This is a genomic window from Vibrio sp. F13 (genome assembly GCF_020806305.2).
GTDB classification, from domain to species: Bacteria; Pseudomonadota; Gammaproteobacteria; order Enterobacterales; family Vibrionaceae; genus Vibrio; species Vibrio crassostreae_C.
This window is the reverse complement of sequence record NZ_CP170175.1, coordinates 258,849-285,560: the sequence shown is the minus strand read 5'-3', so window position 1 is coordinate 285,560 and position 26,712 is coordinate 258,849. Positions and strand designations below refer to the sequence as shown.

25 protein-coding genes and 1 pseudogene are annotated in these 26,712 nt (G+C 44.7%); 20 read left to right on the top strand and 6 right to left on the bottom strand.

The window, feature by feature from the left end:
• Nucleotides 1–129 precede the first annotated feature (129 nt).
• Nucleotides 130–1,014 (bottom strand): LysR family transcriptional regulator, encoded by an 885-nt coding sequence (locus LMH68_RS01325; protein ID WP_017059145.1) that lies wholly within the window; start codon nt 1,012–1,014, stop codon nt 130–132.
• Between the two features lie 132 nt (nt 1,015–1,146).
• Between LMH68_RS01325 and LMH68_RS01320 the strand changes: the two genes are divergently transcribed.
• Together LMH68_RS01320 and LMH68_RS01315 are read left to right on the top strand one after the other, a co-directional pair.
• Nucleotides 1,147–2,157, top strand: a complete 1,011-nt coding sequence (locus tag LMH68_RS01320; protein ID WP_229647260.1) for an aldo/keto reductase — start codon at nt 1,147–1,149, stop codon at nt 2,155–2,157.
• Between the two features lie 9 nt (nt 2,158–2,166).
• Nucleotides 2,167–2,559, top strand: a complete 393-nt coding sequence (locus LMH68_RS01315; RefSeq protein ID WP_017066157.1) for a GlcG/HbpS family heme-binding protein — start codon at nt 2,167–2,169, stop codon at nt 2,557–2,559.
• A 112-nt stretch (nt 2,560–2,671) separates the two neighbouring features.
• On the opposite strand, the gene LMH68_RS01310 is transcribed toward LMH68_RS01315, so the two are convergent.
• Together LMH68_RS01310 and LMH68_RS01305 are read right to left on the bottom strand one after the other, a co-directional pair.
• Complete coding sequence (locus LMH68_RS01310; protein ID WP_229647261.1) at nt 2,672–4,045, bottom strand: L-cystine transporter; 1,374 nt, start codon at nt 4,043–4,045, stop codon at nt 2,672–2,674.
• A 184-nt stretch (nt 4,046–4,229) separates the two neighbouring features.
• On the bottom strand, nt 4,230–4,925 hold the full coding sequence (locus tag LMH68_RS01305; protein ID WP_102393875.1) for an NAD-dependent epimerase/dehydratase family protein: 696 nt from the start codon (nt 4,923–4,925) through the stop codon (nt 4,230–4,232).
• A gap of 718 nt (nt 4,926–5,643) precedes the next feature.
• Between LMH68_RS01305 and LMH68_RS01300 the strand changes: the two genes are divergently transcribed.
• From LMH68_RS01300 to cydX, 15 genes and pseudogenes are all read left to right on the top strand, one after another.
• Nucleotides 5,644–6,255 carry a flavin reductase family protein gene (locus LMH68_RS01300; RefSeq protein ID WP_017065519.1) on the top strand — a complete coding sequence of 204 codons (612 nt, stop codon included), beginning with the start codon at nt 5,644–5,646 and terminating at the stop codon, nt 6,253–6,255.
• A gap of 57 nt (nt 6,256–6,312) precedes the next feature.
• Complete coding sequence (cobT, locus tag LMH68_RS01295) at nt 6,313–7,359, top strand: nicotinate-nucleotide--dimethylbenzimidazole phosphoribosyltransferase (RefSeq protein ID WP_229647262.1); 1,047 nt, start codon at nt 6,313–6,315, stop codon at nt 7,357–7,359.
• Complete coding sequence (locus LMH68_RS01290; protein WP_229647263.1) at nt 7,359–8,165, top strand: adenosylcobinamide-GDP ribazoletransferase; 807 nt, start codon at nt 7,359–7,361, stop codon at nt 8,163–8,165. Before cobT ends, LMH68_RS01290 begins: the two co-directional genes overlap by 1 nt.
• 9 nt (nt 8,166–8,174) lie before the next feature.
• Nucleotides 8,175–8,795, top strand: coding sequence for a bifunctional adenosylcobinamide kinase/adenosylcobinamide-phosphate guanylyltransferase (cobU, locus tag LMH68_RS01285; RefSeq protein ID WP_229647264.1), 621 nt, complete (start codon nt 8,175–8,177; stop codon nt 8,793–8,795).
• A 9-nt stretch (nt 8,796–8,804) separates the two neighbouring features.
• The gene (gene cobC, locus LMH68_RS01280; RefSeq protein WP_229647265.1) at nt 8,805–9,422 is read left to right on the top strand and encodes an alpha-ribazole phosphatase family protein; all 618 of its coding nucleotides are present in this window, start codon (nt 8,805–8,807) and stop codon (nt 9,420–9,422) included.
• A 133-nt stretch (nt 9,423–9,555) separates the two neighbouring features.
• Entirely contained in the window at nt 9,556–11,352 is a 1,797-nt protein-coding gene (locus LMH68_RS01275) for a M3 family oligoendopeptidase (protein ID WP_017066161.1), read from the top strand.
• A gap of 278 nt (nt 11,353–11,630) precedes the next feature.
• Nucleotides 11,631–12,659: a succinylglutamate desuccinylase gene (locus LMH68_RS01270; protein ID WP_017059157.1), complete on the top strand. Its 1,029-nt coding sequence runs from the start codon at nt 11,631–11,633 to the stop codon at nt 12,657–12,659.
• Between the two features lie 133 nt (nt 12,660–12,792).
• Nucleotides 12,793–13,788 carry a vitamin B12 ABC transporter permease BtuC gene (btuC, locus tag LMH68_RS01265; RefSeq protein ID WP_017083474.1) on the top strand — a complete coding sequence of 332 codons (996 nt, stop codon included), beginning with the start codon at nt 12,793–12,795 and terminating at the stop codon, nt 13,786–13,788.
• Nucleotides 13,775–14,533: a vitamin B12 ABC transporter ATP-binding protein BtuD gene (gene btuD, locus LMH68_RS01260; RefSeq protein ID WP_229647266.1), complete on the top strand. Its 759-nt coding sequence runs from the start codon at nt 13,775–13,777 to the stop codon at nt 14,531–14,533. Before btuC ends, btuD begins: the two co-directional genes overlap by 14 nt.
• A 58-nt stretch (nt 14,534–14,591) precedes the next feature.
• Entirely contained in the window at nt 14,592–14,951 is a 360-nt protein-coding gene (locus LMH68_RS01255; RefSeq protein WP_229647267.1) for a DUF6559 family protein, read from the top strand.
• 375 nt (nt 14,952–15,326) lie between these two features.
• Nucleotides 15,327–16,781 (top strand): lytic polysaccharide monooxygenase, encoded by a 1,455-nt coding sequence (locus LMH68_RS01250; RefSeq protein ID WP_229647314.1) that lies wholly within the window; start codon nt 15,327–15,329, stop codon nt 16,779–16,781.
• Nucleotides 16,782–17,006: 225 nt separating this feature from the next.
• Complete coding sequence (locus LMH68_RS01245; RefSeq protein ID WP_229647268.1) at nt 17,007–18,437, top strand: PLP-dependent aminotransferase family protein; 1,431 nt, start codon at nt 17,007–17,009, stop codon at nt 18,435–18,437.
• Nucleotides 18,438–18,579: 142 nt separating this feature from the next.
• Nucleotides 18,580–20,166, top strand: coding sequence for a cytochrome ubiquinol oxidase subunit I (locus tag LMH68_RS01240; protein WP_229647269.1), 1,587 nt, complete (start codon nt 18,580–18,582; stop codon nt 20,164–20,166).
• A gap of 12 nt (nt 20,167–20,178) precedes the next feature.
• Nucleotides 20,179–21,315 (top strand): cytochrome d ubiquinol oxidase subunit II, encoded by a 1,137-nt coding sequence (gene cydB / locus LMH68_RS01235; protein ID WP_102483266.1) that lies wholly within the window; start codon nt 20,179–20,181, stop codon nt 21,313–21,315.
• A gap of 10 nt (nt 21,316–21,325) precedes the next feature.
• Nucleotides 21,326–21,426, top strand: a pseudogene (cydX, locus tag LMH68_RS01230) (cytochrome bd-I oxidase subunit CydX).
• 80 nt (nt 21,427–21,506) lie between these two features.
• Here cydX and LMH68_RS01225 read toward each other — a convergent pair.
• The 3 genes from LMH68_RS01225 to LMH68_RS01215 all read right to left on the bottom strand — a co-directional run bounded on the left by LMH68_RS01225 (nt 21,507) and on the right by LMH68_RS01215 (nt 23,457).
• On the bottom strand, nt 21,507–21,740 hold the full coding sequence (locus tag LMH68_RS01225; RefSeq protein ID WP_171733535.1) for a hypothetical protein: 234 nt from the start codon (nt 21,738–21,740) through the stop codon (nt 21,507–21,509).
• Between the two features lie 59 nt (nt 21,741–21,799).
• On the bottom strand, nt 21,800–22,519 hold the full coding sequence (locus LMH68_RS01220) for a hypothetical protein (protein WP_229647270.1): 720 nt from the start codon (nt 22,517–22,519) through the stop codon (nt 21,800–21,802).
• Between the two features lie 98 nt (nt 22,520–22,617).
• A complete protein-coding gene (locus tag LMH68_RS01215) occupies nt 22,618–23,457 on the bottom strand; it encodes a LysR family transcriptional regulator (protein ID WP_017068280.1) in 840 nt (279 codons plus the stop codon).
• A 193-nt stretch (nt 23,458–23,650) separates the two neighbouring features.
• Between LMH68_RS01215 and gntH the strand changes: the two genes are divergently transcribed.
• From gntH to LMH68_RS01200, 3 genes are all read left to right on the top strand, one after another.
• The gene (gene gntH, locus LMH68_RS01210; protein ID WP_017068281.1) at nt 23,651–25,276 is read left to right on the top strand and encodes a guanitoxin biosynthesis MBL fold metallo-hydrolase GntH; all 1,626 of its coding nucleotides are present in this window, start codon (nt 23,651–23,653) and stop codon (nt 25,274–25,276) included.
• A 125-nt stretch (nt 25,277–25,401) separates the two neighbouring features.
• The gene (locus LMH68_RS01205; protein ID WP_229647271.1) at nt 25,402–25,917 is read left to right on the top strand and encodes a hypothetical protein; all 516 of its coding nucleotides are present in this window, start codon (nt 25,402–25,404) and stop codon (nt 25,915–25,917) included.
• Between the two features lie 180 nt (nt 25,918–26,097).
• Nucleotides 26,098–26,607 (top strand): hypothetical protein, encoded by a 510-nt coding sequence (locus LMH68_RS01200; protein ID WP_102511367.1) that lies wholly within the window; start codon nt 26,098–26,100, stop codon nt 26,605–26,607.
• Nucleotides 26,608–26,712 lie beyond the last annotated feature (105 nt).

The following is a 26,712-nucleotide window of genomic DNA, read 5'->3' as shown; positions in this document are numbered from 1 at the left end:
TTTCTTCAACTCGTTAACTCAGCTTTCATATTCTTAAACTACCAAATCTTCAAGCTCTTAAATGATCGAGCTCTCCAGTTTTCAAGATCTTAAACTATCAAGCTTTCAAGCTTTCAAGCTTTCAAGTTATCAAGCTCTCAAGTTTTCAAAGTAATGCTGAACAAATTTAACGAACACTTGGTGTTTCTTTGCCGGATAAATAACTTGCGGATAGAACAGATAAATACTGTTGCCTTGTTGCAGACATTCATCAGGCAGCACTCGCTCTAATTCTCCCAGTTCGACCTCTTTCGCAACGTAGTAACTTGCAATACGGATGATGCCACTGCCTGCCATGGCTTGTTGCTTAAGCAGGTGGTTGTCATTACTTGAAAGCCAGCCGGACACATCAATATTTACCGATTTTAAAGGCCACTCGGTTTGGTGCAGAGTTGCTAAGCATTGATGATCACTTAAGTCACTCACATTGGTAGGGCGACCAAATTGGTTAAGATAACCGGGAGTCGCGACTAAATCATGTTGATAGCTAATCAAGTGTTTCGCCACCATGTTGTCAGGTGGCGTATTGGTGGCACGAAACGCGATATCGATATCATCTTGATTGAGATTAAAGTTGGTGTAGCTACTGTTTATCTCGAAACGAATCTCAGGGTATTGCTGCCTAAATTGTTGGCAGATATCGAATAGATATACCTCAGTAAACATCTTTGGCGCAGTGAGGCGTAATAGGCCTTTGACGATGTCGTGTTGCTCAGAAACACTGCGTTCAAGCTGTAAGACTTGCGAGCGAATCGTTAAGCCTTGTTGTAGCGCGCGTTCGCCTTCTTGGGTTAAACGAACACTGCGAGTGGTTCTGACCAAAAGCGGGCACTGTAAATCGTTCTCTAAACGTTTGATCTGTTCAGAAAGGTAGCTCTTAGAGATACCGAGCTTTTCGGCTGCCTTGGTAAAGTTGAGTTGCTGAGCAAGTTCTACAAACAGGATCAGTCGTTCTATTCTTTTGTGTTCGTTCATTCGCGCGTTCCTACTAATCTATTGTTCGTCATATCAAACAATCATTTCGTAACTAGCATATTCTGTTTTTTAAAAAGAACAATATGATAGAGGCATATTTCCGGTCAGCAAATCTTCTAAGCGAGAATCGATATGACGAACAGCACTGAATCTACAAACAAAACGAATGACAAAAAACGTATCCCATTATCAAATTATCTACCGAATGTTGGGCAAATTGCCTATGGCTGCATGGGGTTAGGTGGTGGCTGGAATGATAATCCAGTGACGAGTGCGGATGTTGCTCAAACACGAAGCGTAATCGGCACCGCACTAGAATCGGGCATTAACTTATTCGACCATGCGGATATCTATACCTTCAGCAAAGCTGAGCAAGCCTTTGGTCAAGCATTACAACAAGCGCCTGATCTGCGTGAACAGATGTTCATTCAATCTAAGTGTGGGATTCGTTTTGAAGGCGAGGGCAATGTTGGTCGTTATGATTTCTCGGCTGATTGGGTAGGCCAATCGGTAGACGGTATTCTCAATCGATTGAATACTGAAAAGCTTGATGTGCTGTTATTGCACCGCCCTGACCCTTTGATGGAACTCGATGAGCTAGCAAGAACGTTAGAGAACTTAAAAGCGCAAGGTAAGGTCGATTATTTTGGTGTGTCGAACATGAACAGCCATCAAATTCAGTACCTGCAATCTGCGCTTGGGCAACCCATCGTCGCGAATCAAGTTGAGATGAGCTTAGCCAAATTGGATTGGTTGAATGATGGGGTGATGATTAACTCGCAAGGGCACCATCAATCAGACTTCGCCGCAGGCACTCTTGAACATTGCCAATTGAATAACATCCAACTGCAAGCTTGGGGCTGTTTGGCACAAGGCCGATTTGCTGAGCAAGGTTTGTATTCAGAACATGAAAACGTGAAAAAGACAGCGCACTACGTGGCTCAGTTAGCGAACCAATATGGCGTAGAAAGTGAAGCGATTGTGTTGGCATTTTTGCTTCGTCACCCTGCTCGTATCCAACCTGTAATTGGCACCACAAATCTAGAGCGAATCAAAGCTTCGGCAGTCGCGACTCAGATAAACCTGTCTCGTGAAAAGTGGTACAACCTATACGTGTACTCACGTGGTCAAGCACTGCCATAAGGAATGAATATGTTGAATCAAAAGATCGCGCAACAACTGGTGTCTAACGCTCTAGACATTGCTGAGCGTAATCAACAAGCAATCGCGGTGAGCGTGTGTGATACGCACGGTGAGTTACTGGCGTTTATTCGCATGGATAATGTGAGTGTTCAAGCCGGATTGTTAGCACAGAACAAAGCTTATACATCTGCAAGAGATAGACAGCCAAGCGGTAACTTAGGTGCTTGGGCGAGAGAAACTGGTAAAGACTTAAGTTACTGGACTGACCCAAAGATCACTGGCTTTAAAGGCGGTGTTCCCATTGAATTAAATGGGCAGGTGATTGGCGCTATTGGTGTCAGCGGATTAAGTGAAGACGACGATGAAGCACTTGCCGAAAAAGTCATTCAACTTGTGTTCTAAGCTGTTGCTCGTGAAGTAATGGAAGTTAGAAGTAACAGATAATAAAAAACCGATGCATGTGCATCGGTTTTTTTGTGTAACGAGACTCAAGTGCTTGAATCAATCGAACCCATTAAGCGTTCGCTTGTTCCAGATCTTGTTGCTTGTCTTTCTTGCCTAATAGGCGGCTTGTGATCGTACCGGCTGTCATAGCACCAGATACGTTAAGCGCCGTACGTGCCATATCGATAAGTGGCTCGATAGAGATAAGCAGTGCTGCAATCGTTACAGGAAGGCCCATAGCAGGAAGTACGATAAGCGCCGCGAACGTTGCACCGCCACCTACGCCAGCAATACCGAATGAGCTCACTGTGATAATAGCAATCAGAGACAGAATGAAGTTGATGTCCATTGGGTCGATGCCAACTGTAGGCGCAACCATGACTGCTAGCATTGCAGGGTAGATACCCGCACAACCGTTTTGACCAATCGTCGCACCGAAAGAGGCAGACAGGTTAGCAATCGCTGGTGGCACGTTTAGCTTAGTGATTTGAGCTTCAACGTTCAGTGGAATTGTTGCTGCAGAACTACGAGACGTGAAAGCGAACGTCAGTACAGGCCAGATCTTTTGGAAGTACTCTTTCGGGTTTACACCAACAAAAGAAACCAACACACCGTGTACGACGAACATCAGTAGAATCGCAACGTAAGATGCAACGATGAAACCCAGTAGGCTGAGGATGTCAGAAGCACTTGATGTTGCAACTACCTTCGCCATTAACGCTGCGATGCCGTATGGCGTTAGTGCCATGATCATCTTAACTAAGCGCATAACGATAGATTGTGACGTTTCAACGAAAGTACGGATTGGAGATTCTAGTTCTTCTTTCTCTGCCATCACTTTACGAGCAGCGATGCCCGTTAGCACACCAAAGATAACAACCGCGATGATAGACGTAGAGCGAGCCCCCGTTAGGTCTGCAAATGGGTTAGTCGGAATAAAGCTGATCAGCATTTGTGGAATTGTTAGGTCTGAAACGCTACCGATGCGGCTTTCAAGTGTTGCGATACGTGCTGTTTCGCGAGCGCCTTCTGTTAAACCTTCAGCAGACAGGCCGAATGCTTGAGCCACTGCAATACCAACAATTGCAGAGATCGCGGTTGTTGCTAGCAGTACAGAAATAGTGATACCAGAAATCTTGCCCAGTGAACCGCCTTTTTCAAGCTTCACTACAGCCGCAATCATTGAAACCAATACTAATGGCATGATCACCATTTTCAGTAGGCCAACATAACCACGGCCAACAATATTTACCCAGTCTAGTGTTTCGTTGATGACCGGATTGCCTTCACCAAATAACAGCTGTAGACCAAGACCAAATGCGCTACCAAAAACTAAACCGAGTAAAACGAGGCGAGAAAGTGTGTTTTCTTTTTTCTGCTGTCCGTAGAGAAAAAAGAGGATACCAGTGAATACCGCCAAGGCAGCGATAGCTGAAAATGACATTTGTTTTCCTTATGAATAACTCTAGATCAATTAGGCACCTAGATGTATAGGTGTCAGTACTGCTGCTAAAATAACGTTCTGTTACAAAACGTAAAATAAGGAAAAGTAATTTATTAGAACGATTAGTAATATCCACTCAATGGTATGGGTGGATATTCAACATTGTGATGAATAGGTGAGCTTTTTAGCGATATTTTGCCAATAAATTGAGCATGTCACTTGACGAGTAAATTTCGATATTTTGGAAATTATTTTCGAATAACCGGAACAACATTGCTTTGGCTACGTCTTCCGACTGAATAGGGCGTAGGTTTTTGAACTTACCAAGCATAAATGGAGACAGCAGAGGAAAGACACTTTGCAGGAGTTTTTCATCAGCTCTAGGTTCATCACGCTCACCCACCAGAGGCCCAGGGCGTGCGATGAAAAGCTGCTTGAAGCCAATACGTTTTAAATTTTGTTCCATTTGTCCTTTACAGCGAAGGTAGTGCGAATAGGAATCTGGTGAAGCGCCATAGCTAGAAACGACCGCTACGCGTTGAACCCCAAGAAACTTCATCGACTGTGCGACTTGGCTAACCAGTTCCACATCGATTTTGCGAAGCGCTTCTTTTGATCCTGCCTTTTTCTTAGTCGTACCTAAGCAGATAACGCCAAGATTAGGCGTCGCATTCGTGTCATCCCAACTGGTAACTTGCAGGTCGCTGTGAATGAGTGTGTGGAGCTTGTTGGAATCAAACTGTGAATCTAACGCTCGGCGAGATAGGGCATAGATATGATCAGCGGCGGGTTCATCGATGAGCAACTTCATCACATGATGACCAATTAACCCGGTTGCACCAGCCACCACGACCGATGTTTTGTCTCCAGAAATGCTCATTTTAATCCCTTCTTCACTCCACAAGTGCTTGTTTAATATAAACAGTGTTTGAATTTTAAGCGAATAAAAGTTTGTTAAACGAGTGGTCAGTAGTATGTGGGGAGTCGCCTGTTTATGGAAAAAGAGATGATTTAGTTTGGCTCGACGCATAAGTACGGTCTGAAGCATAAGTACGATATGAAACATAATGGCGGTGGGAAAGATAAATGCGGTTTGAAACTTAAGTTAGGCGTTAAACATAACAAAGCCCGCTGGGCGACGGGCTTTGTTACTTTTCTTGCTTCTTACTAGGTAAAGGACAGTGGGATTTTCCTTACCTTTTTGCTAGCTTTCTTACTTGATTTATTTGGTTTTCTTTTACTTGAATTTGGAATCATTACACCTCCTAAATCGTTGTTCTGTTTTGTCTTTCAATCGATTGTCTTTCTTCGTGTAGCGTCAGTGTTGTGGGCATTCACTGTATGGGTACTTATCAATGGAGAGATTAATAAGTAATTTAGATAAGGCATAAACGATGCCAAAATGTAAGTTATTGATAAATCTATTATCAGTATTATTTGTGTTTTAGGGTTCGTCAATTTGACTGTCAATCTGAGAAAAAACCAGTGTGATCTGTTTAAATTAAGAACACTCTCTGCGGTTTCTGCCACATAGCCATAGATACAGCCTTGCTTAACACGTAAACTGAGTCGTAATTCACATAGACCAAGGACGTGCTATGAACCTCAAGCTTGATACTCTTGCTCCCACTCAGATTTATCACCTGATGACACAAACCGTTGTTCCTCGCCCGATTGCGTGGGCATTGACGGAATCTTCTGACCAAGAGTACAACCTCGCGCCTTTCTCTTATTTCACGCCTGTTTCTAGTAATCCGCCGTTACTGATGTTATCGGTTGGGAAGAAGCCGTCCGGCGAAATCAAAGATACCACTCGTAATGCCCTAGAAACGGGTAAGCTAGTGATTCACATTGCTTCTTCAAGTTCTGCCGAAACCATGACGGCGACAGCAGCTACCCTTGAACATGGTGATTCGGAAGTCACCGCGAATAACATTGATCTGGTTGAATTTGAAGGCTTCTCTTTACCGAGATTGAAAGAGTGCGCGGTCGCTTTTGGATGCACCTTGTACGAAGTAAAAGAGGTTGGAGAAGTGCCACAAAGCCTTATCTTTGCTCAAGTCGAAACCGTGTACATTTCCGAAGACGTGATCGACAAAGACAGTGAGCGTCTTAAGATCGACGCGTTAGCACTTGATCCTTTATCTCGATTGGGTGGCGGTGAATACGCCACGCTTTCCAATGTGTTTTCTGTCGCACGCCCTAAGTAGCAATACCTAAGTAGCAGCCCTATATCAACGTACCCAGAATAAGCGTTTTTAAAAACTATGTTAGATACCCAATACTCGCAGTACATCCAACACCGAATTGACCAAAAAACCAAGCCACTTGGCGCACTTGGCTTACTAGAAAAAGTCGCACATCAACTGGCTTTGATTCAGAGCCAAGGCAAAGAAGCTGCGGTTGAACACATCGAATTGAATAAGCCAAGTATCATCATTTTTGCTGGCGACCATGGCATTGCTGACGAAGGCGTGAGTATTGCTCCAAGCGCGGTAACACAACAGATGGTGTTGAACTTCTTAAGCGATGGCGCGGCGATCAATTGCTTCTGTGCGGTGAATAATATCGATATCACGGTAGTCGACACGGGGATATTGTTGCCTGTGGAATCAGACAGTGACATGTTGATCTCTCAGCGTTTGGGTACGCGAACCAATAACTTTGCCAATGAAGCGGCAATGAGTTTAGAAACGGTTGAACGTGGGATTGAACTGGGTACAGATCTTGTATCTAAAACCATTTCGAATGGCACCAATATCATCATGTTTGGTGAAATGGGTATCGGAAATACCAGCAGCGCATCAGCGATCTTAAGTGCATTAGCGAATCGTGCTGCAGCGGAGTGTGTTGGCCTAGGCACTGGTATCAACAATGAACAGCTTGCACTTAAAGTGGCTGTGGTTGAGCAAGGTGTCGCGCGTTGCAAAGGTTTAGATGCGAATGAAGTTAAAGATATTAAAGAGGTACTAGCACAAGTCGGTGGCTATGAAATCGTTCAAATGGTGGGTGGTTTCCTTGGCGCTTACCAGAACAGAACACCAATATTAGTCGATGGTTTTATCGTATCTGTTGCAGCGTATGTCGCGACCTTAATTGAACCGAACTGCCGTGATTACATGATCTTTGCTCATCGCTCTGAAGAGTCAGGGCACAAAATTCTGTTAGAACTGCTAGACGCTGAGCCACTGCTCGATCTTGGATTGAGATTAGGCGAGGGCACGGGTGCTGCGCTAGCTATGCCCATTATTCGTACGGCAGCCGAGTTCTATAACAACATGGCGAGCTTCGAAAGTGCTGGAGTCACGGTTTAATGAGTGATGCATCAGAAAGATCGTTGAAAGGTCGAGTCACTTATCAGTGGGAGCTGTTTGCACTGGCGATGGGTTTCTTTTCTCGCTTGCCAATGCCGAAGAATATGCCCTATTCATCAGAGCGAATGAATCGTTCGGGTCGTTACTTTTCAACGGTTGGTTTGTTGCTAGGTGCTCTATGTGGCGGTGTGTTCTTGCTACTTGATGTGGTACTGCCGAGTGCAGTAGCGATCTTTTTGATGATGAGTTTTAGCCTGATGCTCACTGGCGCATTCCATGAAGATGGTTTGACTGATATGGCCGATGGCATTGGTGGCGGCATGACCCTAGAACGCCGTTTGACCATCATGAAAGACAGTCGAATCGGTACTTATGGTGCGTCTGCTCTGATTATGGCTCTGCTTGGCAAGTGGGTGCTGTTGAATGAACTCATAAGCATGACGGGACTGTTTATGGTAATCGTGACCAGTTATACCTTTAGCCGCGCGATTGCTGCATCGCTAATTTACGACATGCCTTATGTCAGTGATTTAGATACCAGTAAAAGTAAACCATTGGCCAACAAGCAAACCAAAGGCGAACTTGTCTTCTTGTTGCTGGTAGGCGTGCTGCCTAGCCTGTGGTTTGGTCTTGAATTCGCTTTGGTTTTATCTGTCGTCGCCTATCTGTTCAGAACAGGTTTTAAAACGTGGTTAACGGCTCGAATTGGCGGCTTTACTGGGGACTGCTTGGGTGCGGCTCAACAGTTAATGGAGTTGCTGACTTACCTTGTATTCATTACTGCATTTTACAATGGCTTTCTATAACGGCTTCCTATGATCAACACGAGTGAAACTATTCAAGCTAATCAAATTAATCAAGCAAGCCAGCGAAACAGCCATTTGGTATTGGGCGGGGCTCGTTCTGGTAAGTCTAGTTTTGCAGAGCAACAAGCATTATGTGCGCTTGAAGCATGTTCAAATGGACGCCTCAATTATATTGCGACAGCGACATATCTTGATGATGAAATGCGAGAACGAATCGCGCACCATCAACAACGTCGTGGCGAGCAGTGGATTGAGCATGAAGTACCCGTCGAATTAGCCGAAAAACTGCAGTCTTTTGAGAAAGAAGATGTGGTATTGATTGATTGCCTAACCTTGTGGTTGAACAACATCATCTTTGAACTGGGTGATGACGCAACTAATGAACAGGTTGAAGCCGTGGTTGAAGTATTGGTCAAAAGCGTCGAGCAAAGTCCGGCGCAAATTATCATGGTCTCTAACGAAGTCGGTTTAGGTGTGGTGCCGCTGGGTAAAGTGTCTCGCTTGTTTGTGGACAATGCAGGACGAATGAACCAAGCGCTAGCTCGCGTCGTTGAGCGCGTCACGCTGGTTGCTGCCGGATTGCCGCTGCACTTAAAACCATCTAATCACTTGCTTGATATTCAAGGCTAGGTCGCACACATGGTCAATGGAACAACCAAAAACATCTATTTGTTAAGACATGGCAAAGTCGAAGGAAAAGCTGCGCTCAATGGTTTATCTGATGTGCTGGTCAACTCTGATCTTCAAGAACAGATATGTGAGGCACTAACTACACAAGACATTACCTTTGATAGCGTGGTTAGCTCTCCACTAAGACGATGTGGTGATCTCGCGAGCTTGTTTGCAGAGCGTATGTCTGTGCCTTTATCAGTTGCATCGGGTTTTCAGGAAATGAACTTCGGTGAAGTAGATGGTGTCCCATTTGATGAACTTGAAGACAAGTGGGGAATGTTAGAAACCTTTTGGAAAGACCCTGCTAATCATCAATTAACTGGCGCAGAAAGTTTACAGAGCTTCCACGACAGAGTAACTCAAGCTTGGTCGCAACTTTTGAATGATTCAAGTGACAACATATTGTTGGTTACTCATGGTGGTGTGATTCGCATACTGCTAGCGCACTGCCTTAATATTGATTGGAAAAACCCGAGTTTGTACTCGAAGTTATCGATAGAAAACGCATCGATAACGCATATTCAAATCACTCAGTTTGCGCAGAGCTTTATCAGCGTTAAATCGATAGGGCTACCTGTTCTCTGAGTTTTCAAAAAACACAGTTTAAGAATTAACAATCTATTAGAACTGTAAATAGAAATAGAAATAGAAGTATAAAGCGGCGTTTACAGCCGCTATACCAGATTGGTATTACTACCTACGTGAAAGGAATTTAGTCATGACAACACCGAGTTGGGATCTAAGCATTGCTTATAGCGATCTTAATGATGCAAAAATCGAACAGGACATTGAACTCATTCAGCAGTGCATTGAGCTGTTGAACCTACACGTTGAAAAGCGTCATATCATTCTAGCGATGCAAAACGCCATTCAAACTTCTGAAGCGGCAGGCACGTTACTGAGCACAATCAACACCTTCGCTAATTGTCACGCATCGGTAGACGCGACGCACACAGAAGCCAAAGCACTGCTTGGTCGTGTAGCGAAGCTGAACTCTGAAATGTCTCAAGCGTTCAGCCCTTACGAAGATACGCTAATTCACGCAGAACCAGAATTTATTGATGCAGTATTAGAGCATGATAGTGCGGACGTAGCAGGGCAGCGCTTTGCGATTGAAAGCTCTCGTAAGTTATCAAGCAGCCGACTCAGTGTTGCTGAAGAGCAGTTATTGGCAGCGATGAAGGTTGATGGTCGTGACGGATGGGGTCGTTTATACGATAACCTAACCGGATCTTTAAAACTGTCGCTAAAGCTGGACGGTGAAGAGGAAGCCCTAGGCTTTTCACAAGCCGCGAGCCTGTTGTACGGCAGCGAATTCGACAAACAAGAACCAGCATGGCGCGCGGTTCAAGGTGCGATGAAAACGCACCAAGAGTCTTTTGCTTCGATTCTAAATGCATTGGCGGGTTGGCGACTGACTGAAAACAAAAAGCGTTCGAAGATTAGCGATGTGCATTTCCTAGATCCAAGCCTACACGGCAGCCGCATTGTGCCAGAAACGCTAGACACCATGATGTCGGTAGCGAAAGCTAATCGAGCTGTTGGTCAGAAAGCAGGTTTGTTAATGGCAAGAGTTCACGGGCTAGATGAAATGAAGCCTTGGAATCACTTAGCTGCGATGCCGCCGCTGGGTGACGCTGAATCTAAGGTTTACCCATTTGATGAGGCGATCGACGTGATCAAAACTGCGTTCGCTGAAGTAAATCCAGAGATGGCTGATTTTGTCGCTTTGATGGTTGATAATGGTTGGATTGATGCCGCACCAGCAGCCAACAAACGTTTAGGCGCTTACTGCACCAAGTTTGCTGCTACACGCACTCCGCTTGTGTTCATGACATGGAGCGGTAGCCGCTCAGACTTAATGACATTAGCGCACGAGTTAGGCCACGCGTTCCACAACTGGGTGATGAAAGACATGCCGTTGTGCCAAACACGCTACCCAATGACGCTAGCAGAAACCGCTTCGATCTTTGCTGAAAATATCGTTCGAGACCATTTGTTAAAACAAGCACAAACACGTAATGAGAAACTTGAAATGCTGTGGGAAGAGCTTTCTTCTTCTTTGGCATTAATGGTGAACATTCCCGTTCGTTTTGAGTTTGAAAAAGCCTTCTACGAGCAGCGTGAAAAAGGCGAGCTAACGGCTCAGCAGCTGTGTGACTTGATGGAAACGACTTGGAAAGAGTGGTATGGCGATGCAATGACAGAAGCTGACCCTTACTTCTGGGCGAGCAAACTGCATTTCAGCATCTCTCAAGTAAGCTTCTACAACTACCCATACTTGTTCGGTTACCTGTTCAGTAAAGGTGTTTACGCTCAGCGCGATGCGAAAGGTGAGCAATTCTACGGCGATTACGTTTCGTTGCTTCGTGATACGGGCAGCATGATGGCGGAAGAAGTCGTTCAAAAGCACTTAGGAATGGACCTGACTCAAGCTGATTTTTGGCAACAAAGCATCGACATGGTCAAAGTTCAAATCGATGAATTTGAAAGATTGCTCGATCAGGAAGATTAATTGATCTCAATCTGTTCATAGCAGGTAAGAGCTGTGTTAGCTTACGTGGCTCTTATCTTGCTGGCATAACCTGAGATAAGCCGAAACAACCAAAAGTCTCTTTAAATAGAGAAAGTTATTTGGAACAGATGTCGGTTAGTAAAGTCAGCAGGTAATATAAAAATATATGGGTAGTATTTGTGAGTGATAACGGAGTTTCTGTTGATAAGTGCGATCCTAGCAACACAATTTCTATGTACAATTTATTAACATACGGCCGTGCAATTAAGGAGTAGCGCATGACGAAGACCCTCTTTCGCCAATCATTTCTTTTTGACAGCCTAGATCTTGAGCAAGAAGTGTTTGCAGGACAGACCGTACTGAGTAACGGTGTTCAAATTAAGCTTCATCAACGCGGTGTCTTGGAAGTGATTCCCGCGGATTTTAATTCTGAAACCAAGAACATCATTTTTTCAACCGGTGTTCATGGCGACGAAACCTCACCAATGGAGCTGATCGATAAGCTCATTGAGGATATTGAAACAGGTTTCCAAGTAGTAAACGCGAGATGCTTGTTTATCATAGCTCACCCAGAAGCCACTAACGCGCATACTCGTTTTCTTGATGTGAACATGAATCGTCTGTTTGATGAAAAGCAGTACGAGAGCAATCGAGAAGTGGATATCGCGAAGAACTTGAAGTTCTTGGTGACTGAGTTTTACAAAGAAACGGAACCTGCCACTCGTTGGCATCTAGATTTGCACTGTGCAATCCGTTTATCTAAGCATTACTCGTTTGCAGTGAGCCCTAAAGTTCGCCACGAAGTACGCAGTAAAGAGCTGTTTGATTTCATTAACAGTGCGCACGTGGAAGCAGTGTTGTTGTCAAATGCGCCAACCAGTACATTCAGTTGGTACAGTGCTGAAAACTTCGAAGCGCAAGCACTGACAATGGAACTAGGGCAGGTCGCGAGAATTGGTGAGAACCAACTTGATAAGCTAACGGCTTTTGACTTGGCGATGCGTAACTTGATTGCTGAAGTTGAGCCAGAGCATTTACCTAAGCGAACCATCACTTATCGCGTGAGCAGAACCATTGTTCGTTTACATGATGACTTCGATTTCATGTTCTCAGATTCTGTAGAGAACTTTACCGCGTTCAAGCACGGTGAAGTATTCGGTCATGATGGTGATAAACCGTTAATGGCTAAGAATGAAAACGAAGCGGTGGTGTTCCCTAATCGTAATGTTGCTATCGGTCAACGAGCAGCCTTAATGGTGTGTGAAGTTGAAACGCGATTCGACCATGGTCAGCTTGTGTACGATTAATATCGACTCGGGTTTAAACGACGAAAACAACCGCTCAACTGGTTGAAATATCAAGGTTCACATTACGGTGTGAGCCTTGAGTTTATTTGGGGATACAGGTAAGGTTACGCGAACATTTTCAAAGTAGCTTGATATGGATTTCCAACAACTTCTTCACCAAAAACAGCGCAAATGGACTAGAGCCATTTATCTGATGGCAGCACTGCTTGTCGCGCTGAGTGCGATTTACCTAATGGTTGGCGATCTTTTCATTTCCCCTCTGGGCACCTTGTCCACGTTAGAACAAAAACTACTGGTTGATTTACGCTTACCTCGATTATTGGCGGCTATTGCCATCGGGGCAGGGTTAGCTGTATCTGGCGCAAGCCTACAAGTCTTATTGGGTAATGTATTAGCAGAGCCAGGTGTGCTCGGTATTTCTGGTGGCGCAAGCTTGGCGATGGTTATCGTACTGTTCTTCTTGCCGTTTGCTCCTACACCAGAACTGTTCATGATTGCCGCCGTTTTAGGGTCACTTTGTTTTACCGTGATTCTAGTGAGCATGGTAAAAACCATGCGACTCACCACGGCTAAATTACTGTTAGTCGGTGTCGCGTTGGGCATTCTTTCTGGTGCGATGGTGACATGGGCGTTCTATTTTAGTGATGACTTAAGCCTACGCTTATTGATGTATTGGCTGATGGGTAGCTTGGGTGGTGTAACTTGGTACCAACACTCGCTCACGTTAGTAATGATCCCCGTTATTATCTGGCTGTGCCTGCAAGGTAGTAAGCTAGATAAGTTAATGATTGGCGAGACTCATGCTGCACAGTTAGGCGTGAACGTTCCGAGATTACGCTGGCGTCTAATTTTCGCCGTGTCTATTTTAGTAGGTTGCGCGGTGGCATTGGGCGGCGTGATCAGCTTTGTTGGCTTGGTTGTGCCACACTTGTTGCGCTTAGCGATTGGTACTGACAACCGATACCTTCTTCCTTTGTCTGCTGTTGCTGGTGCAGCATTGCTTGTATTTGCTGATATCTGTGCAAGAACTTTATTAGATTCAGCAGAGCTGCCTTTGGGTGTGATGACCACCAGTATCGGTGCGCCTATCTTCATTTGGATGTTAATTAAAAATCATGATTCAAATTAAGAGCCTGAGCGTCGGCGCTCGCTTATTACCGTTATCATTTGAGCTCAAGCAAGGGCAGGTGACTCATGTCATCGGTCCTAATGGCAGCGGAAAAAGTACCTTACTCGAAGCGATATCTGGTATTGGTGATGGCTACAAAGGTGATATAAAGCTCGACGGACAAGACTTGTCAGTATTATCACTGCAAGACTTGTCATTACATCGTGCTTACTTGTGCCAAAGCGCAAGACCTGCCTTCAACTTAGAAGTGTTCCAATACCTTGCGTTGTCACTGCCAAGTTCATCACACGGCCTTGATGCTGAAATCAACGCAGCTTTGGAAGAAATTAGTCAGATGCTAGACATCACAGACAAACTTCATCGTTCAATTCAGACACTGTCTGGTGGTGAATGGCAACGCGTTCGTTTGGCCGGAATGTGCCTGCAAATTTGGCCGACGCTTAATCCTTACGCAAAGCTGCTGATCCTCGATGAACCCGCAGCTCCACTAGATATTGCGCAAGAAGCCTTACTCTACAAACTCATTGAACGAGTGGCAGAGAAGGGCATCGCCGTGATCATGGCTAACCACGACCTAAACCGGACCTTAAGACATGCAGACCAAGTGTTGTTGCTCGACAAAGGCGTACTTCAAGCATCAGGTAGTGCAGAACAAGTTCTTACGCCTGAACAGCTAGAGTCCGTGTTCAACACTGAAGTCAAAAGTATCTCAGTCGATAATCAGACCTATCTTTTGTTTGGTTAAAAGACTAATTAGTTAAGCTGCTCATTGGGTTTAAGGCGAGTTAGTAAAGGAAGCAAATATGTTTAGATACATCCAAAGAAGAAGAATCAAAAAGGTGATTAAGTCATTGTCTGCAAAGATGGTGAAGAGCTACGGAAGCCGTGATTTCTTCTCTATTGGGCAGGTTGAAACAAGTTCTCGTGAGTTGAGTAAACGCCAACAACAGATTGCTTTAGCCTTGTTTGCGGATCCACAAGATCTTGCTGTTGAATTAGCTCCAACTATTCAGTTGCTGCGTAATGATGTGTCTAATGACTTCTTTGGCGGAGAAGACTACACAGCGCGAGATGTACTTAATCTATTGGGTGGCGGCGGTTGGAAGGGCGGTCGTATCGACGATGACATGTCACATCGCATGGGCATGCATAGCCGTTATTAAATATCTTCTTACTACCTAACGCCTTTATATCCCCAAAGCGGCTTAATCATAAAGCCGCCTTTTTATTCATTCCGAATAATGTTCCCTCAATCAACATAGAATACTGAAATGTCATAATTCGAAGCAACATCATCTATCTACAACGCATTTGTTTGAGTTGTGTGATGCTGATTCCTATCAATATAAAACCCGCTGTTATTGATAAAATTGACGTATATATTTTTCGTTGTTCTTTAAGTCAGAAATTATAAACCTTCGAATTACAGTGCTGGTTGGTTAGTAACCAATTGGTTTTGTGTTTAGGGTAAAATAATAGAGAGTGGGAAAGTGACAACAATAAATAATAATATTCTAAAAATAGCAGTGGGTATGGCTATGCTATCGAGTGTGCCGTCAGTGGCAAATGCTCATGGTTGGTCTGAGTTTCCAAGCGCGCGTCAGAACACGTGTTACGAGCAAGGCGGGATTTGGTCGGGTACACCACCTAATGCTGCGTGTGCTCAAGCAAAAGACATTTCGGGTTCATACCCGTTTGTTCAACGTAACGAGTACGCGAAAAATGTCCAAGATTTCAATAATATCAATGCTGTAAAAGCGGCGATTCCTGACGGCACGTTATGTTATGCCAACGATTCGCAAAAACGCGGCATGGGTGCGCCTCATACTGGTTGGACTCGTACCGAGCTAAATACTGGTACGTTTGAATATGTATTCAATGCGACAGCGCCACACAACCCTTCTTTCTGGGAGTTCTACCTAACGAAACCAAACGCGGACCTAAGCAAAGGCCTAGCGTGGGGAGACTTAGATCTTATCCAAGAAGAGGGTAACGTTCCGGTTAATGGCGGCAAGTACCGCATTAATGTCACTATTCCTTCAGACCGTTCTGGCGACGCAATCTTATACGTACGTTGGCAACGTGACGATGCCGCAGGTGAAGGTTTCTACAACTGTTCAGACATCACTATCGCAGGTGGTACAACCCCTCCACCAGAGCCGGGCCCTGAGCCCGATCTAGTACGTGGTGATCTGTTTGTTTCAGACCAATTTGGTACTCCACAAGTTGGCGACACCGTTAAGTACGACATCATCAACAAGTACGGTGAAGTAGCACGTAGCTTCGATATCGTTATCGACGCTTCAAACGTTAACGATTGGGCTCGTTTGTTGGCTTCAGAAATTAACGGCTGGCACGAAGAGTTTAAGGATGGCGCGATCTTCATTGGTGACTGGCACGCTGAAATGCAGCACTACATGTATTTCCAAAACGACCCTTCACGTAACTTCTTCAACTCAAAAGATAGCCGTGCTTCTGGTCAGTTAACGCTGATTGATGGTGGCGACGGTGGTGTTGAACCACTGAAAGGTGACATCTACGAGCTAGTGAAGAGTGACAACGTAGTGAATGCTGGCGACAAAGTTGTGATTGCAACAAGTGAAGCGGCGACATTGACTCAAACTCAAGGTTCTGCAGTAAGCATTCAAAACAATGGCACGGATTCTATCGTAGTTGATACCACTGGCATCACTGCAAACGAAACTCTATCGTTTATGGCTAGCTCGATTGAAAGCGACAGTGTTGAAACCTTCACTTTTGAAGTGATTGCTGATGACGGTGGCGTAACACCAGACCCAGATCCAACGCCGGATCCAGATCCGACTCCTGACTCAGACAATGGCACGTGGGACTCATCAGCGACTTACCTAGGCGGTGAAGTAGTAACGTACTCGAACCAGTCTTGGAAAGCACAGTGGTGGATTCAAGGTGGTACAAACCCTAAAGCGACCTACGAAAATGATCAGTGGGGCGTGTGGCGTCCAGCCAACTAATCTTAACTAACGTTAGTTAGTTAGCTTTAAAGTAATAACTAAGACACCACACTCTATTGATGAGTGTGGTGTCTTTTCTTATGGGAGAGATAAACAAGTCGACCGTGAAGAGAATTGCGTTTAGGGTAGGGCTTTGGTTTACCTCGAATGCTCAGTTCACCTCGAATGCTTTGAATATCGGGAGTTCGGGAAGCTTAAGCGCACTGGATAAGAAAGAACTTTTTGATGAAAAAATCACAGATACTCGCCAATACAATTAAGAATCAGATAGAGCAAAACATCTGGTTGAGTGGTGAGAAGATCCCATCAATTAGAGATGCGTGTAAGCGCTATAAACTCAGTATCGAGACGGTACTGCAAGCCTATCAGCAGCTTGAGGATCAAGGCTATGTGCGCTCAAAGCCCAAGTCCGGCTATTTCGTGTTACCGCGTAGAAATGTGTTCACCTCAGAACTCGCACAACAAAAAGCCATCAAGCCGTATCCCGTTAAAATCAGTGATTTGCTTTACGATGTACTTCAGCGTGCCAAAGACCCTAGCATCATTCCACTTAGCTCGGCATTCCCAGATCCTGCTTTGTTTCCGCATCAAGCTTTGTCGCGCAGTTTAGCCAATGCCAGCCGCCAAATGCCCGACAACAGCATGCTCACCAATTTGCCTCCAGGCAGTGAAACACTTCGTAGGCAAATCGCCCAGCGTTACCAAATGCATGGGTTAGATGCATTGCCTGACGATATTGTAATTACTTCTGGAGCGATGGAAGCGCTTAATCTCTGTTTGCAATCTTGCACGGAGCCGGGTGACTTGGTCGCTATCGAGTATCCTGCGTTTTACGGTGTGTTACAGACTATTGAAAGACTTAACCTCACTGCCGTAGAGATTCCAACAGACCCGACAACAGGGATTGATTTAGATGTGTTGGAGTCGGTGTTCGCTTCAATGGACATCAAAGCGTGCTGGTTTATGACAGAGTCGCAAAACCCAGTAGGCTATTCGATGAGTGATGGAAACAAGCAGCGATTGGCCGAGTTGGTGAACCAACATAAGATTCCGATGATCGAAGACGATGTGTATCGAGAACTGCACGTTGGTAATCAAAGCTCATTGCCTGCTAAAGCCTATGACACTGGCGAGCAAATCATGTTGTGTGGTTCGTTTTCTAAATCATTGTCGCCCGGCTTTCGAATCGGTTGGGTAGTTGCAAGGAAACAAGCGTTAAAAATTCAGAGATTGCAGCACCTTTCGACGCTCTCAAGCAGTATTCCTATCCAACTTGGACTGTCTCACTATCTGACATTTTATAGTTATGACAACCATCTTAAAAAACTTCGCAAGCTTTTGAATGAAAGGAAGAAGGCGCATATAGCATTGTTAGAATCCAGTTTGCCTAAGAGTGCTCTGATTCATAAAAGCCAAGGTTGCTACTTCATTTGGATAGAACTGCCGCACTCTGTTTGTGTTGAGAAGCTGTATGAGCTAGCCCTTGAACAAAACATCTCTGTCGCACCGGGAATCATATTCAGCAGTGACAAAAAGTTCTCTCATCACATTCGACTCAACTGTTCGTATGCTTGTGACGACAAAATAGCAGAAGCCATTCGAACGCTAGGCGGCTTGATTCAGGCAATGGAATTGCAAGCCAATAGTTGCAGCTAAACTCTGACTAGTCGTTCGTCTAATAAGTAAATCTGTTCTGTTTTTTAATAATCAATCTGTTCTAGTTTGGTTCGTGAGAACTGTGCTGAAATACGCTCCAATTCTTAATATGAAAGCCATCATTATGATGTTTGGAGCTTAAATGTTTGATGTAGTTGAATTGTCGCGTTTACAGTTTGCGCTAACCGCTATGTTCCACTTTCTTTTCGTCCCTCTGACTATCGGTATGTCGTGCTTACTGGCGATCATGGAGTCGATCTATGTACTCACCGGTAAACAAATCTATCAAGACATGACCCGCTTCTGGGGCAAACTGTTCGGCATTAACTTTGCCTTGGGTGTCACGACCGGTTTAACCATGGAATTCCAGTTTGGCACCAACTGGTCTTATTATTCTCACTATGTCGGCGATATTTTCGGTGCACCTTTAGCCATCGAAGCGCTTGTCGCGTTCTTCCTAGAATCCACCTTTGTTGGATTGTTCTTCTTCGGTTGGGAAAGGCTATCGAAACGCCAACACCTTGTGGTGACTTGGCTGGTGGCTCTGGGTTCGAGTTTTTCTGCACTGTGGATTTTGGTTGCCAATGGTTGGATGCAAAACCCGATTGGATCAGAGTTCAATTACCAAACTATGCGTATGGAAATGACCAGTTTTGCAGAAGTGGTGCTTAACCCTGTCGCGCAAGTTAAATTCCTGCATACCGTGGCCTCAGCGTATACCTGTGGCTCGATGTTTATCCTTGGTGTGAGCTCTTACTACTTGTTGAAAGGGCGAGACGTTGCTTTTGCAAAACGTTCGTTTGCTGTTGCAGCTTCGTTCGGCATTGCTTCTATTATCTCGGTGATCGTATTAGGTGATGAGTCGGGCTATGAACTGGGTGACGTTCAAAAAGTGAAACTCGCTGCAATTGAAGCGGAATGGCATACAGAACCTGCACCTGCGGCGTTTACCTTGTTTGGATTACCAAACCAAGAAGAGGGCAAAACCGACTTCGCGGTCAAAATCCCTTATGTGATGGGAATTATTGCAACGCGATCTTTGGATGAGCAAGTCACTGGTCTTCATGACCTACGTGACCAGCACCTCGTCCGTATTCGTAACGGAATCATTGCTTATGAATTGCTAGAGCGTTTGCGATCTGGTGATACCTCACATGAGACAGAACGAGCTTTCGATCAAACTAAGCACGATCTCGGCTATGGCTTATTGCTTAAGCGTTACACAGATACCGTAACCGATGCGACTGAACAGCAAATCCAACAAGCGGCAGATGATTCCATTCCAACAGTGTGGCCACTTTTCTGGTCATTTCGAATCATGGTGGGTTGTGGCTTCATTATGTTGTTTGTCTTTGGTGCGGCCTTCCTGCAAACCTACCGTAAAAACATTACGCAAAAGCCTTGGTTACTGAAAGCGGCGCTATGGTCAATTCCATTACCTTGGGTTGCGATTGAAGCTGGCTGGTTTGTTGCGGAATACGGCCGTCAGCCTTGGGCAGTAGGTGAAATTCTTCCTGTGACCGTCGCGGCTTCTTCTCAAACCGTTGAAAACCTGCTTACGTCTCTTGCTCTCATTATCAGCCTATATATCGTATTTATCATTGTTGAAAGTTACTTGATGATTACCGTTGCTAAAAAAGGCCCAAGCAGTTTAAAAACGGGTCGCTATCACTATGAACAAAATACAACTTCACTTGAAGCCAAATTGGCACAACAAGTTCAACAATAAGGTGACTGACTCATGTTCGAATATGACACATTGCGTTTAATTTGGTGGGTTCTGATTGGTGTACTGCTGATTGGTTTTATGATCACCGATGGTTTTGATATGGGAGTGGGGGCGTTGTTACCGTTTATTGGTAAAACGAACGCTGAAAGACGAGTCATGATTAACTCTATCGCGCCCCATTGGGACGGCAACCAAGTGTGGTTAATTACCGCAGGTGGTGCGTTGTTTGCGGCTTGGCCTCTGGTTTATGCGACATCGTTTTCAAGCCTTTATGTGGCGATGTATTTGGTGCTTATTTCATTGTGGTTGCGTCCTTTGGCGCTTGAGTATCGAGCAAAGATCGACAGCGATCAGTGGCGACAAGTATGTGACTTGGCAATTTCGTTCTCAGGCTTCTTCCCACCTATCTTGTTTGGGGTGGCGTTTGGCAATTTGATGCAAGGCTTACCTTTTACGCTCAATAGCTTCTTGATGGTTGAGTACCATGGTTCGTTTATCGATTTGATCAACCCATTCGCGCTTTTGTGTGGTCTAGTCGGGTTATTGATGGCGCTGTTACAAGGCGGTGCGTGGTTGATGATGAAAGCCACAGACGCAGTGTACAAAAAGGCAAGAACAGTGACGCAGGCGAGTGCTGTATTTGTCGCTTTCCTTATGGTGATTGGCTGTATGGCGATAAACCATATTGATGGGTATCTGATAGTCAGTGCGATGGATCATAGCTCGGCTTCGAATCCTTTGAACAAAGAAGTCGTCACACAAGCGGGCGCTTGGTTAACCAACTTCGATACGTACCCTTGGATGTGGTTTGCACCGATCGGCAGCGTGACCATTCCATTACTGGCTTTGATTGGCGCAAGGTTGAAATGGGATGCGATAGCTTTTATTAGTTCAAGCCTGACTAACGCTTGCATCATCTTAACGGCTGGTTTCTCGATGTTCCCGTTCATTATCCCGTCTAGCGTTAACCCGAGTAATAGCCTAACGCTGTGGGATTCGACATCGAGTGAACTGACCTTGAACATCATGACTGGCGTGGCGTTTGTGATGGTGCCAATCATTCTGTGTTATACCGCGTTCAGTTATCGAACCATGTTTGGGCGACTCGATAGCGAGTATGTCGAACGTAATGGCCATTCACTGTATTAAGGAGTTTTTCATGTGGTATTTTGTTTGGATACTAGGCTTATTCCTAGCCTCTGCATTTGCGGTTTTGAATGTCATCAGCCTAGAAAAAGTGATTCAAGAACGGAGTCTTAATCACTCAGCACGGCTCTATAAGAAGATGAGAGTTATATAGAAAACAAGAGCTATATAACGTTTTGTAATGTGTTGACGAATTATTTCAGAATAAGGTTTTCTTTAATCTCATCGTTAAGATACCCCTGATCAAAATCTGGTGTCATAAATTCGACGGAGGAGGAGTCTAGATAGCTGGTTTCTAGATAACTCGGCTCTAGATAATGGGGGTCTAAGTGATCAGCACTTACGTAGGTGGGAATCGCAGAAAACAAAACGATACTGATCGCTGCAGCGATATTAATGGCTTTGTTGCGTTGAGGAGTCATTTTCATAGTAGTGCCCTCGAAAGGTGGGCAAATCCATCTGCCTATGAGAATTGAATCTGAGATGTTTAGAAGTCGTAAGACAAACCAAGCGTAATGATATTGTCGTTGTCGATCGGGCCCATCGATTGGCCGTTCAAGTAAAGGTCACCTTCGTTGGTATTGAAGTAGGTGTATTTCACGTAGGGTGTCCAGTCGTCGATGCTTTTAGAGAGAACGACTTCGTGCTCATTGGTACGGTAGTCGCCTTGATGAAAGATTACGTTGTCATCGTTGTGGGTAAACCCGCCATTGGATCCATCACTGTTTTCGTGAGTGTATTGGTAAGCTAAATCCCAGCCTGAGAGTGAGTACCCCGCACCGGCGATGAACTTATTAGTGTTGATCGTGGTGTCGCTTACATTCTCGAGTACTTGCCCTGACTGGTTATATCCCAATCCACTGAATACATTGAAGTTATCATTGACTTGGTAATCAATAATACCTTCGATTAATAACTCTTCACCGTTGTCCCATTTACCGAGTTCACCGTATAGGTTGAACGTGAAGGACTCGCTGATGTGAAAGTCGTGGCCGTAACCCGCTGCTAACCAACCTTGGTCATCAAAACCTATATAGACTTGTCCATTTTCTGAGGTATCGATTAATGCGCCAGCTTCTGTGGTGTAGACACCGTTATCAGCAGCATTAGAGGCAACGTTTTGTTCGATGTAAACTTGAGTCGAAGTCGCAAACGCTGCGCTGCTGAGTAACGTAAGTGGTAGAGCAATAAGGTTAAGTTTTTTCATGGATTCTCCAGTGTCGTTCTATTGAATTAACTTGCTGGAGAGTATGTGATTAAACTGAATTTATATTAATAGGGTTAACTTTAGTTAAAACCTCAGTTTCATTTATGTTTCCTTAATGCTGATTTGATTGCTTCACGGGTTTTGATGTGCTGTTCGTCTTTAGCGTAGCGGCGGTGATAGAGCATTCGAAACGTGATCGGTCTTAATTTGATGGGGATAGGGTGAACGCGTAAGCCAAGCGCTGGTGCAAGCATTTCTGCAAAAGAGCGAGTAGAAGCGGCGATATAATCTGTCGTGCTTGCCAAAATCAGCATGCTTGAAATTGAGCTGGTTTCAATTCTGACTTTTCTCGGCTCGATATCGCTCTCTGATAAAAACTCGACCGTGTTCATGTTGGCGCGTTTGATCTTGAGCGCAATATGTTCCTCTTGGAAATACTCTTCTTTACTTAGTGTCTCACCAATTCGAGGGTGGTTGATTCGAGTCAGACACACGGGCTCCTCATCGACGATGGTTTCTTCAATCAATGAGTGTTTCTTACTCGAAAGTACATCAATGACGATATCTACTTTTTGTGCAGTAAGCGCATCAAACAGTTCTTCCTCTTCGAGTGGCGCTTCCGTAAAGCTTACGCCTTCAACCTGGCTAACGAAATGAAGCAAGCTCTCTGTGCAATAGACTTTAAGGTCATTCTTTTGCTGCTCAACCGTTCCAATGATGTTCAATGGGTCTTCTATCTTATTAGCGAGTGATACCGCTGCTCCAGTGGGCGCGATACCTCGTCCTTCTCTCACAAATAAAGCCTTGCCCACGACACCTTCGAGTCTCTTAATCGCCGCGCTTACCGCGGGTTGAGAAATATCGAGCTGCTCTGATGCCACGGTGATAGAGCTGTGTTTGTAAACGGCCAAAAATGTCGTCAGTAGATTAAGGTCCAAATTCAGTTCCCTCTATTCTTATTGCCACTCATCCAAATCATGGTGGAGTCGTTATTAACTCATAAATGAAATGGAGGTTTTAAGTAAAGTTTACACTATATATCAAGGTTCTGTTTATTAATAAACTTGTTTGCATCGGAGTGAGGAAGGAACTTCATTCATTTACTAAATACTCAGACCGATAGGTGAAACTATGAGAACTTTCGCAAAATTATCAATCATCTCTACAGCAATGATCATCACGACAACCGCTTTTGCTGCTGACCCAATGATGCAATACAACACCAAGCAGACTAACTCTGATATTCAAAAACTCGAGAAATTTGAATATCACGAGGGTGAAACTCTTGAAGAGTATCTGAGCACTCAACCTAAGGGGAACTTGTACTCTTCAGAAGAAGAAGTGCTTTCTGTGTTAATGGGCGGTGTAAACAATGGTGACTATCGCAAAGAAACCAATTCAGGTTGGAAAGAAGGCCTGATGTTTGAGGGCATTGCACCTTATGGCGATCACATGGTGTCGGGCGCCAACTGGTTCCCACGCACTGAAGAAGTTCAACCGGATGAAATGCGTGTCACGTTCATGGGAACATCACCAATGATTCGCCCGGGGCAGGCAAACACCTCGATATACGTAGAACTGGGTAACGGCTCTAACTTTGTCTTTGATTTAGGTGAAGGATCAATTGCGAACTACGTAGCGGCGGGTGTCGCGATGAATGAACTCGACCATATTTTCATTACTCACTTGCACGTAGATCATTACGGATCATTACCTTACCTGTATCAATTTGGTGGTTGGAATGGTCGCTGGGAAAAGCCGCTTAACATTTATGGCCCGAGTGGTGCGACTCCAGAATATGGCACTCGTCATATGATTGAAGGCATGCAGCAAATGTTGAACTGGCACACCGATGCATTTGATGTGTTCCCATCAGGCAACGACATAGTGGTACACGAGTTTGATTTCCGCGACGACGGTGGCGTTATCTATGACCAAGACAATGTGGAAGTGATTCACTGGCGACGCAGTCACGCAAAAGATGGCGCGTCTGGTTACCGCTTGAATTGGACTCAAGATGACGGCCGAGTGCTTTCATTTGTTTGGACAGGAGACGGTCGCCCAACAGAGTTGGATTTGAAATACGCAAAAGGCGCAGACTTGTTCATTACTGAACTGCAAACCGAAACGTTTGGTGTGTCTTCGATTATTCAAGGTGTGCCGCCATTCTTAGCACGTTACACCGTTGATACTCACCATACACCAGCGTACGCGGCGGGTTATGTGGCGAATGAAGTACAACCGCGTTTGTTCATGACAACGCACATGACATTCGACCCATATCTTAATGAGGAAACCGTTGCAGAGGTTCGCCACCATTGGCAAGGGCCTTACCACTTCGGTGCGCCAGATGGCATTGTCGTTAACATGACTAAAGATAATGCGTGGGTTCGTGAAGGTATTTTACCTGATTTCCCGAATGCGCGAGCGCCACAATTTGATATGGCAGATGGGTCTGATTTTAGAATTCCATTACCGAAAAATAGCCGTGAAGACATACAAGAACAAGAGATTCGTGATTTAGAGTTAGATCCTAAACTGTACTACCCAGAAGGCTACCATCCAGAGCTGTTAACTGAGTGGCCAGTCGACCGTGACATCGTGATCCCAGCTGAACAAGTACCAGAAGCAATGAAGCAAGGTATGAACACCAAGCAAGAATACATGGATAGAGTGCGTGCTCACCACAACCTTGAGCGCAAGTCGGTAAGTCGTCCAACTGAGCCTGGTGAAGGAGCAGGAACCGACAACAAATAGGGTATTTGCAGTGAGGGCTGATATTGCCCTCACATCCTAAAAAGTTAGGTAAATAAACCCATTCTCTTACTCAATCATAAAACTATTGCTTACCACTTCTTTGCTTAGAATATCTGGAGTTCATTATGAAAAAATCAATTTTAGCGGTCGTCATTCTATCTTTAGTGTCAGCGTCTGTTTTCGCTAACGGACAATCCAATGCTCACAACTATCAACCTGGTGCGACGAATAACTCAGAACGTTTAGCGGATATTGATCCTAACTACGAACTGACCTTACCTTCAGAAAAAGAAGGCTACACCATGTATGACAACCAATCCATGTCAGATGGCGGGACCTACACAACGTATGTTAAACCGAATCCTTCCGATGCAATGCATGTCGCCGATGAAGGCTCACTAAAAATAACGCATGGAGAAGGTGGTGTCATTATGACGGAATACACCACAAAGAATGGCCAACACACGTTTTCAGTGATGTGCGGCTACACCTCGGGTCCATCGTACTGGGCTGACGGAAAACCAGCGAAGGTATGTGAAGAGGCGCAAGCACTAGCGGTTGCATTGGAAGCAAAAGGTGAATGGGAGGTGGAGCCAATGACTTACACCATCGCACCAGCAAGAATCGTAGTTGATAAGTGATTTTTGTCTACAGAACGCTCGTTATATCGAGCCTCGTTATCCAACCATATTGATTATTTGTAGTGAGACAGAGGGGTACTCAGGCTGAAATGGTCTTGAAGTTCCCCTTAACTTAGCTCACAAGAAGCTAAGTCAGCCAACTAATCAACTTTGTATTCGAAAATACAGAAGGTCTATCCCATGAAAAATACCATTAAGCTACTGGCTATCGCATGTGTTTTACTTACTCCAATGCTTGTCGCCGCTGCCGAACATAATCACAGTCACAATCATTTTAACCCTGAATTAGAGCAACTTGGCGACGACATTATTGGTCTAACCGTGTGTTACAAAAATGGTCATCTATCAGATGAGAATCAAGAACCTGCTTTCATGAATCTTATCAACCACGCCAATGTAGAAGGTGAGGAGTTGGGGATGTACTACATGGATAAGTTGGGCCCTAAAGCTGAGCAAATCATGAGTGATGACGACGCTCGTCGCTTATGGACTCAAGATTATTGTGCTGATTTGACTGACACTTATTTGGATTCAGATAAGTTAGCTCAAAGATCAAATGAACATCAAAGTCATTCACACGGCCACGATCATGGGCATCACCATAATCATGACCACCATGGACATGGCGATTTAACGCCGGAGGTACTTGAGCAAGATATTGAGAGAGGGCGTTTACTCAGTATCAATTAAGCCCAATAAGATAAGTTCATCTAACCTATTGTTAAATATTCACTATTTGTTAGTGTGTTTAGGTGCACATTGAGGATGTGTTTCATATTTAGCGAAGAAATATTA